The organism is Corynebacterium hylobatis (genome assembly GCF_003955685.1).
In the GTDB taxonomy this organism is placed as follows: domain Bacteria; phylum Actinomycetota; class Actinomycetes; order Mycobacteriales; family Mycobacteriaceae; genus Corynebacterium; species Corynebacterium hylobatis.
Genome location: NZ_RXHJ01000006.1, coordinates 100,894 through 113,340, shown reverse-complemented (window position 1 = coordinate 113,340; position 12,447 = coordinate 100,894). Strand labels below are relative to the sequence as shown.

General features: G+C 63.1%; 13 protein-coding genes. 11 read left to right on the top strand and 2 right to left on the bottom strand.

The window, feature by feature from the left end:
- The first annotated feature begins 1 nt into the window (after window position 1).
- Window positions 2–496 carry a MaoC family dehydratase gene (locus EAH68_RS06270; RefSeq protein ID WP_126120471.1) on the top strand — a complete coding sequence of 165 codons (495 nt, stop codon included), beginning with the start codon at window positions 2–4 and terminating at the stop codon, window positions 494–496.
- 101 nt (window positions 497–597) lie between these two features.
- On the top strand, window positions 598–1,977 hold the full coding sequence (locus EAH68_RS06265; protein ID WP_126120470.1) for an MFS transporter: 1,380 nt from the start codon (window positions 598–600) through the stop codon (window positions 1,975–1,977).
- A 94-nt stretch (window positions 1,978–2,071) separates the two neighbouring features.
- Here the strand turns inward: EAH68_RS06265 and EAH68_RS06260 are convergent, their stop codons facing one another.
- Window positions 2,072–2,965, bottom strand: coding sequence for an isocitrate lyase/PEP mutase family protein (locus EAH68_RS06260; protein ID WP_126120469.1), 894 nt, complete (start codon window positions 2,963–2,965; stop codon window positions 2,072–2,074).
- A 103-nt stretch (window positions 2,966–3,068) separates the two neighbouring features.
- On the opposite strand from EAH68_RS06260, the gene EAH68_RS06255 reads away from it, so the two are divergent.
- From EAH68_RS06255 to EAH68_RS06220, 8 genes are all read left to right on the top strand, one after another.
- Entirely contained in the window at window positions 3,069–4,322 is a 1,254-nt protein-coding gene (locus tag EAH68_RS06255) for a cytochrome P450 (protein WP_126120468.1), read from the top strand.
- Window positions 4,319–5,497: an NAD(P)/FAD-dependent oxidoreductase gene (locus EAH68_RS06250; RefSeq protein ID WP_126120467.1), complete on the top strand. Its 1,179-nt coding sequence runs from the start codon at window positions 4,319–4,321 to the stop codon at window positions 5,495–5,497. Before EAH68_RS06255 ends, EAH68_RS06250 begins: the two co-directional genes overlap by 4 nt.
- Before the next feature lie 55 nt (window positions 5,498–5,552).
- Window positions 5,553–5,747, top strand: a complete 195-nt coding sequence (locus EAH68_RS06245) for a ferredoxin (protein WP_126120466.1) — start codon at window positions 5,553–5,555, stop codon at window positions 5,745–5,747.
- Between the two features lie 3 nt (window positions 5,748–5,750).
- Window positions 5,751–6,533 carry an SDR family NAD(P)-dependent oxidoreductase gene (locus tag EAH68_RS06240; RefSeq protein ID WP_126120465.1) on the top strand — a complete coding sequence of 261 codons (783 nt, stop codon included), beginning with the start codon at window positions 5,751–5,753 and terminating at the stop codon, window positions 6,531–6,533.
- 42 nt (window positions 6,534–6,575) lie between these two features.
- On the top strand, window positions 6,576–7,955 hold the full coding sequence (locus EAH68_RS06235) for an FAD-dependent oxidoreductase (RefSeq protein ID WP_126120464.1): 1,380 nt from the start codon (window positions 6,576–6,578) through the stop codon (window positions 7,953–7,955).
- Window positions 7,948–8,739 carry an HpcH/HpaI aldolase family protein gene (locus EAH68_RS06230; RefSeq protein WP_126120463.1) on the top strand — a complete coding sequence of 264 codons (792 nt, stop codon included), beginning with the start codon at window positions 7,948–7,950 and terminating at the stop codon, window positions 8,737–8,739. The genes EAH68_RS06235 and EAH68_RS06230 overlap by 8 nt, the downstream gene beginning before the upstream one ends.
- 156 nt (window positions 8,740–8,895) lie before the next feature.
- Window positions 8,896–9,582, top strand: coding sequence for a GntR family transcriptional regulator (locus tag EAH68_RS06225; RefSeq protein ID WP_126120462.1), 687 nt, complete (start codon window positions 8,896–8,898; stop codon window positions 9,580–9,582).
- Window positions 9,579–10,019: an HtaA domain-containing protein gene (locus tag EAH68_RS06220; protein ID WP_126120461.1), complete on the top strand. Its 441-nt coding sequence runs from the start codon at window positions 9,579–9,581 to the stop codon at window positions 10,017–10,019. The genes EAH68_RS06225 and EAH68_RS06220 overlap by 4 nt, the downstream gene beginning before the upstream one ends.
- 45 nt (window positions 10,020–10,064) lie before the next feature.
- Here EAH68_RS06220 and EAH68_RS06215 read toward each other — a convergent pair whose 3' ends face one another.
- On the bottom strand, window positions 10,065–11,678 hold the full coding sequence (locus EAH68_RS06215; protein ID WP_126120460.1) for a GMC family oxidoreductase: 1,614 nt from the start codon (window positions 11,676–11,678) through the stop codon (window positions 10,065–10,067).
- A gap of 99 nt (window positions 11,679–11,777) precedes the next feature.
- Between EAH68_RS06215 and EAH68_RS06210 the strand changes: the two genes are divergently transcribed.
- Window positions 11,778–12,443 carry a TetR/AcrR family transcriptional regulator gene (locus EAH68_RS06210; RefSeq protein ID WP_126120459.1) on the top strand — a complete coding sequence of 222 codons (666 nt, stop codon included), beginning with the start codon at window positions 11,778–11,780 and terminating at the stop codon, window positions 12,441–12,443.
- Window positions 12,444–12,447 lie beyond the last annotated feature (4 nt).

Sequence of the window (12,447 nt, the reverse complement as noted above, 5' to 3'; positions counted from 1 at the left end):
CATGTCCGGAATGTTCTACGAGGATTTCACCGTCGGCGAGGTCCTGCGCCATGAGGTCACCCGCACCGTGACCGAGACCGACAACCTGCTGATCACCACCCTGACCATGAACGTCCAGCCCCTGCATCTCGACGCCGAGTTCGCCGCCGAGAGCATGTACGGCCGCCAGATCGTCAACAGCATCTTCACCCTCGGCGTGGTCACCGGCATCCCGGTCCAGGAGACCACCCTGGGCACCACGCTGGGCAATCTCGGTTTCCGGGAGATCGAGTTCCCCAAGCCGGTCTTCTTCGGTGACACCCTCCGCGTGGAGACCGAAGCCCTGGACAAGCGGGTCTCCAAGTCCCGCCCCGAGACCGGCATCGTGGGCATCGAGCACCGCGGTTACAACCAGAATGACGAACTCGTCTGCGTGGTCCGCCGCACCGCCCTGATGAAGCGCCGCCCCGGCGCCGTCGACGAGCCGCAGCGCGAAACCGCCGCAGCAGCCACCTAGTAGGGCCCCGGTTCCACCCATCCCGCCAGTGACGGGCCCCGCGCCCAGAAAGCTACACAACATTTTCTGAAGTTCTCCTCGACACAAGGAACGAGGCCCCCATGTCCGTAACAACTGAGTCCGAGACCCCCAACGTCCCGCCCACCCCGGTATTCACCGAGGAAGCCCCCGGCTTCGACAAGAAGCACTCCCGCCGGGCCGTCGCCGGCGGCACCTTCGGCACCGCCCTCGAATGGTTCGACTTCGCGGTCTACGGCACGCTGTCGGCCACGCTCTTCCCCACGTTGTTCTTCCCGGCCTACGACACCAACACTGCGGTACTGGCCTCCTTCGCCACCTTCGGCGCCGGCATGGTCGCCCGTCCCCTCGGCGGCGTCGTCTTCGGTGCGCTGGGTGACAGGATCGGGCGTCGCAACGTCCTGATGTTCACCCTGGTCCTCATGGGCCTGGCCTCCGTGGCGATCGGCCTGCTGCCCACCTACGCCATGATCGGTGTCGTCGCCCCCACCCTGCTGGTTATCCTGCGTTTCCTGCAGGGCTTCGCGCTCGGCGGGGAGGCCACCGGCGTGCAGGTCCTCGTCGTCGAACACGCTCCCAGGGACCACCGCGGTCTCTACGGTGGCATCCTGGCCACCGGTTCCCCGCTGGCGCAGACCTTCGCCTCCCTCACCCTGACCGGTCTCGCAATGTTCCTCAGCGAGGACGCCTTCGCCTCCTGGGGCTGGCGCATCCCCTTCATCATGGGCGTGCTCCTGCTGGTGGTCGGAGTGATCATCCGGACCAAGCTTGAGGAGACCCCCGCCTTCCGGGAGAGCCAGAAGCAGGCCGCCGAGGCCGCCGCCAAGGGTGAAACCGTGCAGCAGGAACGGGCCCTCATGGTGATCATGAAGAAGCCCGGCACCGTGATCAAACTCGTGCTGTCCTGGGCAGCCTCCGCCGGCCTCTTCTGGATCTGTGTCACCTACGCTGTCAACTACCTCACCAGCGTCCTCGGTTACGAGAACGACATCACCTTCGGCCTGCTCCTCATCGCCAACCTGATCTCCATCCCGGCCGCCATCATCGGTGGACGACTCAGCGACCGCCTCGGACGCAAGAACGTCTTCCTCATCGGCCTGACGCTCCAGGGCATCGCCGCCGCCTCGATGTTCCCCATCATGAACACCATGAACTACCCGGCCAGCGTCGCGATCATCACCGTCGCCCTCTGCGGTATCCAGATCACCGCCGGTGTCCAGGCAGCCTTCTTCTCGGAGGCGCTGCCCACCGCCATGCGCTACACCGGTTCCGCCCTCGGTATGACCATGGCCGGCCTGCTCTTCGGCGCCCCGATCCCGTTCGTCGCCGCCTGGATCTTCCAGAACACCTCCAACGGCACCCTGGCACTGACCGCCATCGCCCTCGGACTGGTGATCATCTCCTTCCTGGCGGTCCTGTCCCTGCCCGAGCGTTACAAGCAGTCCCTGGAGGAGGCCCACTGACAGGAACCACGTGAGTTGAGCTGATCTCTCTGGCCTCAGCCCTACACCCGATGCGGTGTGGGGCTATGGGGCGTTTGGAGAGTGAAGCCCGATCTCAGGCAGAGGGCAGGGCCTGGAGCCGGTCCTCATAATCTGCCAGTCCGAGGACTTCCATCATGTCCAGATTGGCTGCCAGCACCGGGGGGTTGGCAGCCTTGTAGGCATCTGAGGATCCAGTCTCCCGGAGGGAATCAAAATAGGAGATGGTGGCGTTCGCGGCGGCCTGCAGGGAGATCAGGGGCAGCACGACAACCGACGCCCCGAGATTGAGAAGGTCTTGGGCGGTGAAGCCGGGCGGGGGATCGAGTGTGACCAGGGGGTGTCCGATTGCTTCGATCAGTGAGCGGTAGACATCCATCCGTTCTTCCGGCGAGCGGTCGGCGAAGGCGATCCCGTCCAGATTGCTGACCATCGGCAGCACGAGGTCGGCACCTTCCTCCGCGAAACGACGACAACGTGTGACCACCTCATCGAATCCCAGCTCATCCGCGTCTGACCTGGCGATGATCAGCAGATCGTCGGAGCCGCGCGCTTCAACGGCGAGCTTCACCCGTGCAACGGCAGCATCCTGGTCAACCACGCTTCGCCCGCCGAGGAAGGGGCAGCGTTTCGGGTCGGCCTGGTCCTCGATCTGGATGGCTGCCGCGCCAGCCCGCACGAATTCACGGACTGTCCGGTGGACGCTGTTCGGACCGCCGAAGCCGGTGTCGACATCGACGATGACGTTGAGGCCAGGGGTGGCCGCCGTCAGACGTGCCGTGTGATCCGCCAGCTCACGCATGGTGGCGATACCCATGTCGGGAGCACCAAGTTGGGTGGCTTCGAAAGCGAAACCGGAAGCGTAGATCGTCGAGAAGCCGGCGCGCCGCGCGAGGACCGCAGTCAGGGCGTCATGGGCGCCGGGGGCGATGACCCCGCCAGAGGCCAGTTGGGTTCGAAGAGAGTTCATTGTTTTCTCCAGCCGGTCAGAAAGTTTTGTCGGAAGGGGTTGCGCCACCGTCGTTCATATGGTGAACTGTTGCACAGTGTACACATTCGACGAAAGGAATCACATGAGTGTTCAGGAAAAATCAGCGGTTGCGGCCGTTGAAGTGCCCTACCCGATGCAGTCCCGTCAGGACCTGATCGTGGCCGCGGAGCTGGAGCATGACCTCGGTACCCTGCGTCAGGAGTACGGTCCGGTGGTTCCCGCCCTCATGCCCTTCGGTGAAGGAAACGCCTGGATAGCGATCGGTTACAACGAAGTCCGTCAGGTGATGAGCGATGAGCGCTTCGTCGTCTGGAAGCACCGGGGCAACAACTACCCGCGACTTCGTTTCAATGAGGGCAACCGCCCGCCGTTCCGGATGGCCTTCGACAAGATGGACGGCCCCGAGCAGATCGCCCGCCGCCGTGTACTGGCCAAGCACCTCTCCGCTCGCCGGGTCATGGGGATGCGCGAGGAAACCCGCAACAAGGTCGAGAACTTCCTCGACCGCTTCATCGCTCAGGGTCAGGGCAGCGATCTGATGAGCAATTTCGTGGAGCATGTTCCCCTCGCCGTCATTTCTGATCTGCTTGGCGTTCCCGCTGAGGAGACGGACATCTTCCTGGAGGCCGCTCTCGACCACATGAACGGCCGTATCACCACCGAGGAACAGGCGAACGCCCACATCACCAAGGTGAATGCATACTTCGATCATCTGGTCGCGCGACGACGTAAAGAGCCGGGCGACGACCTGATCAGCGCGCTGCTCAACGACGTCGGCGGTCTCTGGGATGACGAGGAACTGGGCGGTGTGGGATTCGTCCTGCTCACCGCAGGTCATGACTCCACCGCATCGATCATCGGCGGCATCTTGTTCTGGCTCGCCCACGACCCCGAGCGTTTCCAGTACCTGAAGGACAACCGCGATATCCTGCCGCGAGCCATCGAGGAGTTCCTCCGCGTGGTGCCCGCCGGCACCGGTACCCGCGTGCGCATCGCCACCGAGGATGTCGAGATCGGGGGTGTTCTGGTGAAGAAGGACGAGGGCATCCACCCGGTGGTGCACCCCGCCAACTTCGACGAGACGATCTTCGAGAACCCCGACGAGCTCAACTTCGCGCGCGAGGGCGAGACCCATCTGCGCTTCGGTTTCGGCTCCCACGCCTGCCCCGGCAACCAGCTGGCACGCATGGAGATCCGCGAGGTCCTCGACGCGGTGCTGGACCGCTTCGCCACCATCGAAGCCGCGACACCGTCCGAGAACTGGCGCGGCGACATGCTCATGCGTGGCCCTAAGCAGCTGCCGGTCACCTGGACCCTGGAGGAGGACAAGTCATGAAGGCCGTGATCATCGGGGCCGGTGCCGCTGGCCTGGCGGCCGCAGAGGCCCTGACGGAACGAGGTTGGGAAGGCGAGATCGTCCTGGTCGGTTCGGAGAACCACCTGCCCTACGACCGCCCACCACTGTCGAAGGCGCTGCTCGCCGGCACCGAGGAGTTCGATTTCGTCCGTCTGTGCACGGATGAGGACATCACCAGGAACAACATCAACCTGCTTCTCGGCGCGACCGCCACCCGACTGGACTCCTCCGCCCACACCGTGGAGTTGTCCACGGGCGAGACCCTGAACTACGACAAGCTCATCATCGCCACCGGCGTCGACGCCCGTCAGCTGCCGGCCACCGCGGAGATAGACGCCGCAGTCACCCTCCGCACCTTCGACGACGCCATGAAGTTCCGCGCAGAGATGGTGGAAGGACGCCGCATCCTCGTCGTCGGGGCCGGTTTCATCGGCCTCGAGGTCGCGGCCACCGCCGTCCTCAAGGGCTGCACCGTGGATGTGGTGGAACCCTCACCCGGGGTCCTCTACGGAAAATTCCCGCAGGTGCTGGCTGAGCGCATCGAGACATCACACGTCGAACAGGGCGTGACCTTCCACTTCGGCAAGGTCGTCGACACCTGGAACGCGCAGGACGGCAGGCTCGGGTCCGTGGTGCTCTCCGACGGCACCGAGCTCCGGGCGGACGCGGCGCTCATCGGCATCGGCACCGTTCCCGCCACCGGCTGGTTGGACGATACCGGCCTGGAGATCGGTAACGGCATCATCTGCGACGCCCACGGGCTGGCCGCACCCGACATCTACGCCATCGGTGATGTGTCGAACTGGTTCCACCCACTTGTCGGAGAGAGCCGGCGTATCGAACACCGCCTCAGCGCCGGTGAGCAGGCGCAGATAGTCGCCGCCGAACTCACCGGCACCGAATCCGGCCACCTGGATCTGCCCTTCTTCTGGACCGACCAGTACAAGGAGAAATGGCAGGCCTACGGCTATGTCGATTGGGAGGCCGACATCGAGATCGTCCTGGACGAGCCCGAGAGTAACAAACTCGTCGCGGTGCTTCGCCGGGACGGTCGTCTCGAGGCGGTGATCGGGAAGAACGCTGTCAAACAACTCATGCCCTACCGCCGAGAACTGAAACAGGCCGCGGCCGAACAACTCGCCAACGCCAACTAGATCACCAGGAAGGACCATCGTCATGAACACCACCACTACAGCAAGGAGCAACACCATGAAGGTCATTGTTGACACCGACAAGTGCATTGCCGCCGGCGCCTGCGTCATGGAGGCAATGGAAGTTTTCGATCAGCGAGATGAGGACGGTGTGGTCATCCTGCTGCAGGAGTCGCCGTCGGAGGACCAGCATGCGAATGTCCGCCGAGCGGTCCACGCCTGCCCCGCCAAGGCGATTGTGCTCCAGGACTAAACCATGACAACAACCATCATCCCCACCGGCCGCCTCGCCGCAGTGACAGGCGGCGCCAGCGGAATCGGCCTGTCGACCGTGAACAGGCTCCGCGAAGACGGACACCAGGTGCTGATCATCGACCGCTCCGAGCAGTCGCTTGAGTTGGCGGAGAAGCTCTCTACTGAGGAGCTTCCGGTCCACGCAAAGGTCGCGGACCTGAGCAGCGCAGAGGAAATCAACCGGGTCACCGGCGAGATCGACCGGGATTTCGGCGGTGTGGACATTCTGGTCAACAACGCCGGCATCCATCCGAAACGCCCCGACAGCAGCCATTTCCCGATTGAAGAGATCACGCTCGACCAGTGGAATCTGGTGATGAACGTGAACATGACCGCCACGTTTTTGCTCTCGCAGTGGGCGATGAAAGGCATGACCGAGAAGGGCTGGGGGCGGATCGTCAACGTCGCTTCCCGGGCCGGCCGCATGTACATGCCGATCAGCGGCGCCCACTATGCGGCCAGCAAGGCCGCGGTCATCGGTTTCACCCGCACCCTGGCAGGCGACTGCGGTCCCCACGGCGTGACCGCCAACACGGTCGCCCCGGGCCGGATCAAGACTCCGTTGTCTGATGTCAGCGGGCTGGGCTCCAGCCAGAACCTGCATGAGGAGTTCGCCAGGACCGTTCCACTACGTCGCGTGGGAACCTCCGATGAACTCGCCGCCGCCATCTCCTTCCTCGCATCTGAGGACTCAAGCTTCATCACCGGTGCCGTCATTGACGTCAACGGCGGAGTGTTCGGATAACCACTCACCACCAGCCACGAACTGATCAGGAAGGAACTGACCATGGATAACCAGGAGGCCGATGTCATCGTCATCGGCGCAGGAATCGCCGGCCTGTCCACCGCCGCCCGCGCGGCGGAGCAGGGCCTGGGGGTGGTGCTCGTGGAGAAGATGTCCGCTATCGGCGGTTCTTCCGCGATGAGCGGCGGATGGTTCGCGTTCACCGGTACGCAGGAGCAGCAGGACGCGGGGATCGAGGACAGCATCGAGCTGTTCCGTTCGGACCTGCGAAAGGTCGGAGGGTACCGCAACAACCCCGCACTCGTTGAGGCCTACATGGACAATCAGCTCCAGACCTACGAGTGGCTTCGCGCTAAAGGGGTCAGCTTCGGGGAGGTCGAGATCAGCTCCGGCCAATCAGCCCCCCGCGGTCACAGCACGCGTATCCGTGAGGTGCTGCAGCTCCTCCATGAGGATTTCACCGCCAACGGCGGAGAGACGCTTTTCGACGCCCGCGTCACCGCCCTGGACCGTAACGCCGACGGTCGTGTCACCGGGGTCATCATCAACGATGACACGCAGCTCAACGCAGTTCTCGGCGTGGTCATAGCCTCGGGGGGATTCTCCCGGTCCAGGGAGTTGCTGTCTGTCTTCGCCCCGGAACAGTTGTCCGCGATTCCCTACGGCGGTCCCGGTAACACCGGCGACGGACTGCGCATGGGATGGAAGCTGGGTGCGGGCATGGCCGACATGTCCTCGATCTCGGGGACCTACGGTTCGCATCCGGAAACTACCGATGAACAGCAGGAACTACTCACCTCTTATTACATGGGCGGCATCATCGTGAATACGGACGCCAGGCGCTTCGTCGATGAATCCGTGGACTACAAGACCCTGGGTTCCGCAGTCCTCACCCAGCCCCAAGCGCTGGCGTTCCAGATCTTCGATGCTCCGGTCCGGGCGAAGTCGCACCGCGGCATTGCCCTGAAGGACATGGACACCCTGGAGGATCTCGGTCATCTGCCGAGCGCGGACACGCTTGAAGAACTTGCCGGCCTTGTCGGGATCCCCGCTGACCAGCTGGTGGGCACCGTCGATAAGTACAATGCCGCCATCCGTGGCGGGGAAGCCGACGAGGTGGGCCGCACCCATCTGTGCAACGGGGTGGGCGAGCTCCAGCCGATCGAGGTCGGGCCATTCTACGCCTATCCGGCGAAGACCCTGATGACCACCACTTACGGCGGTCTCACCTTCACGCCGCAGGGCAAGGTCACGGACGTCGACGGTGAGGTCATCGACGGCCTCTATGCCGTAGGGGAAGTGACCGGAGGCTTTCATGGGGCGGCCTACATGACCGGCAGCTCCCTGGGTAAGGGGTCAGTATTCGGATGTGTGGTGGCAGACACCCTGGCCAGCAGCTATGTGGGGGCCGTCAATGGATAACCGCATTCTTGCGCATCTCCGCGCGGGCACCACATCGACGGGTGTCAACGTCCAGACCAACAGTCCGGAGATCGTTGAGATGGTCGGGTACGCCGGTTTCGATCATGTCATGATCGACTGGGAACACGGTTCCTTCGGCACCGACGCCGTCGTCGCCATGATCCGGGCGGCGCAGCTGACCGAGGTTACCCCGATCATCCGTATTCCCTCTGATGACCCTGTGTGGATCAAACGGGTCCTGGATGCGGGGGCGCTGGGGGTGGTGGTCCCGCATATCTCCACCAGGGAGCAGGCGGAGACCGCCGTCAATGCTGCCCGCTATCGTACGGACGGTACGCATGGTGCCCGTGGTGCCTGTCCGAGTGTGCGTGCCGCCAGCCACATGGCCGCGAACTGGCGGGAATTCGTTCACCGGTCCAATGAGAATATTTTCGTGGCCCTGGCCATTGAGAGCCCTGAGGGCGTGGCGGCGCTGGATGAGATCCTGGAGGTTCCTGGCATCGACGCCATCTTCTTGGGCACCTTCGACCTGGCGCATGAGATGGGTTTCTACGGTGACAACAGTGCGGCTGAGGTAGTGGAGCAGATCGACCGGATCATCGCCGCCACCAGGAAAGCCGGTGTCCCGCTCTTCGCCACTCTCTACCGGGGCCGCACCGATGAAGAAGTGGCCGCGGAGTTCCAGCGGTGGCGGGATCTCGGCGCGCAGGTGTTCAACACGATCAGCGATCGTCGCCTGTTTCTGCAGGGCCTTGAGGACCGCCTGGGGCAATTACAGCAATGAATTGATTGTGGTCAGGACCGCTTCCAGCTTATGACTTACCCTTACACGGAGTATTGTTGATCTGTAGAACACATTTCTCGTGGTATCAGCCTTTCCTTCGATAAGGGGTCCTGTTCCCGAATCGAGTACCACCTGACTAGAGAGAGCGGGACAGATATGATCGCCGGTAAACTGCAAACGGTTTCAGTAGTGGATGCTCTGCAAGAGCATCTCCGCAACTACATTTTCAGTGGACGAATTGCGGCGGGGGAGAGGATCAAGGAATCCCCCATGGCCAGGGAACTGGAGGTCTCCCGGCATACCCTGCGCGCGGCTCTCTCGCGTCTGGAGAATGTCGGTCTGCTCGAATACCGGGAGAATCACGGCTGGTCAGTGCCGCAGTTTGGCCAGGAGGAGTACGCAGATATCCTTCTGCTTCGCGAGTCGCTTGAGAAAACCGCCTACAGGGTGGCGGTGGAAAAGGGCGTGAAGCCGGATGCGCGAGTGCATGATGCACTGGCGCGGATCAGGGGTATGACCCAGGAAACTCCCTGGTCAGAGCGCATTGATGCAGACGCTGCGCTCCACCAGGCGCTGGTGGACCTGGCCGGCAGCCCTCGTCTCAGCCGTGCGTTCTCCGACATGATGGACGAGTTCCGGCTCTGTCGCATGCAGTCTCTGGCCTGGCTGGAGCAGCTCCCGGTTGATCGCTGGATCCAGTTCCATGTGGAACTCATCGAGGGGTTGAGCTCTGATGATCCTGACGTTGAGTCCATCGCCGGTAATCACTTTGTCGCGGATCCCTGGAACGCCCCGCGGGCGAATGTTTCGCATGATCGGGGAAGGGAGGTGGTTTCGCAGTGACCGCCGATCTTGCCTGGGGGATCAAGCACAGCTTTCTCGGTTACCTGGAGAGTCTGCCCGATTGCATGATCACCACGGAGGACGGCGCGTCCCGGGACGAGGCCACCGGGGCCTTCGTCTTCCCCTCTGCCCGCAGAATTGAGCTCGACGGCAATGGGTATCGCCTTGAGTTCAAGGGCGATGTACGTATCAAGGCGCACGGCGGGATGCTGCTGGTTATCTTCATGCATCCCTGGCTGACCTTCCTGGATGGTCGGGTGGAGCTCAGTGTCGTGGACCTGATGCACTGGCCGGACACCTCCAGGCGGGAAGTTCTGGGTATCTCGGACACCACCCACGGCACGGAGTTTCCGCTGAGGTTGGCGGAATCTGCCCTTGAAACCTTCAACGGGGTTTACCAGGCGGGTGAACCGCTCGATCCTGTGAAGCTGGTCTAGAAAAACAAAAATGCTCCTCCACTGGGAGGAGCATTTTTTGTCCACCTACTCGGACCGCAGGATGAAGTCCGCACCACGCTCAGCGATCATGAGCACACCGGCATGGATATTGGCGGTCAGTTCGCCGGGCATGACGGAGGCATCAACCACACGTAGGCCGGTGATGCCGTGGACACGCAGCTGCGGATCGACCACGGACAGAGGGTCGGTTCCCATGCGGGCGGTGCCGGCATAATGGAAGGCCGTGTCGCCCGTTTCCTTGATGTAGTCCAGGAGCGCCTCATCGGAGGCATCGACCTCCGGGCCGGGGGCGATTTCCTTGACTTCATATTCTGCTGGCATGGCGGCGGCGATCTTTTCTGCGATCCGCATGCCGGCGAGCAGAACCTGTCGATCCTCCTCCTCGGAGAGGTGGTTGAAGGTGTAGCTTGCGCTGGCCAGGGGGTCGGCGGAGGTGATGCGGGCATGGCCGCGGCTCTTCGGCCGTCCCTGGTACATGCCCAGGCGGAATCCGGAGAAGTTCGCCAGGTCCCAGCCCTGGTCACCGGGCATGAAGGGGAGGAAGTGGAGCTGGAGGTCCACGTCGTCGGAAAGCTCGCTGGCCTGCAGGTAGGAGCCGGCCAGGGATGCGCCGATGGTGAGCGGGCCGTTACGGTCGCCTGCGAAGTAGCGGAGGCCGTTGAGTGCCTGCTGGATTGGGGTGCGCATCACCTTGTTGAAGGTGTACCGGGAGTTGGTGGTGTATTTGCGTCCCACCTGGAAATGGTCCATGAGGTTCTCGCCGACTCCGGGGAGATCGTGGATTACCTCGATGCCGTGTTCCTTGAGCAGGGCGGCCGGGCCTACCCCGGAAAGCTGGAGCAGCTTCGGGGTCAGCAGGGCGCCTGAACTCAGGACGACCTCCCTGGCGGCGGTGACACTCAGCTCTTCGGTGCCGTGTCGGTAGGTGACACCGGTGGCGCGCTTGCCCTCGAAGTTGATTTTCACCACCGTGGATTCAGCCAGGACGGTCAGGTTGGAACGTTTGCGGGCCTCCTTGAGGAAGGTCCGTGAGGTTGAGGACCGTACTCCCCGGTGGGTGGCCAGGTCCCAGTAGCCGGAGCCCGCGGGATTGCCTGAGTTGAAGTCGACATTCTTGCTGGTCCCCAGGAACTTTGCGGCGGTGTCGATGTAGGCATCGGCCAGCGGGTTCTTCCAGCGGGCACGCTCAATACCGATCGGCCCGTCCGCCCCGTGCAGGGCTGTGTTGCCGCGGTGGTCGGATTCGTATTTGCGATGGAAGGGAAGGTTCTCTTCCCAGCTCCAGCCCTCCGCACCGGCCTCCACCCACGCGTCGTAGTCGCTCTTGATTCCGCGGACATGGACCAGGCCGTTGATGGCACTGGATCCTCCGACGAGTCGGCCGTAGGGGAGGGCGTACTGGCGGCCGTTGATGGCCTCCTCGGGCTCGGTCTGATTATCCCAGGAGGTGTACTTCTTGTTGAAGATGATCTTGGCGAAGCCCAATGGGATGCGGGACCAGAGGCTCTTGTCCTCGGGGCCGGCCTCGATGAGGAGTACCTGGTTGCGGGGGTTCTCGGAGAGCCTGGAAGCGACGATCGCGCCTGCTGAACCTGCGCCGACGACGATGTAGTCGAACTGGCGGGGGAGATGTGTCACGTGATCTGCCTTTCATTAAACGTCAACTGTTGTGTTGTGTCACATTTTTCCCCATTAATGAACACCTGTCAATAACCTCGCCACAGTTAAGCTGTTCTCATGGAAAAACAGCCTGCCAATGCCGGACTTGTGGGGCGTCGCGAAACCCTCCGGGGGTCATCTGATGTGCGGGCCGTCCGCACGAGGGGGCAGATTGCGGAAGCCCTGGAGAGGCTCACGGGGCGGGGGGTGGAAATCACCGTCAGCTCGATCGTCCGGGAAGCCGGCATCAGTCGGGGTACCTTCTACACGCACTACTCCGGCCTCGAGGAGCTCGCCGTGGAGCTCCAGGCCGAGATTGTGCACCTCCTCGCCGGACTGGAGCGCACCCGTGCCCACCTTGACCCCGAGGAGCTGGTGCGTTCGCGCCGGGACAGTATCGCTGAGGCTCTGGGCGGGGTGGTGGAGCACTATTCCAGGTACCGGTCCTTCTATGCGGCGGTGTTCTCGATGCCGGTCTCGCAGGCGAATGCCAGGCTGCGCGTTGAGGCATTGGCTGCGGAACTGTACGAGCACATGTCCGTCGATGCGGTGGTGCCCGCGGGGGTGAATATCCGGCTGGCGGCGCTGTTCATCGCTGGCGGGTGGACGACCGTGATAACGGACTGGGTACTGGGCGATCTTGAGGCCACGGAAGGGGATGTGACCCGGCACATGGTCATGCTGGTCCCGGAATGGTTGTACCGACTGCGTCCAACGGCCGACGGGGAGGCGGGCGGGGAGTGACGGC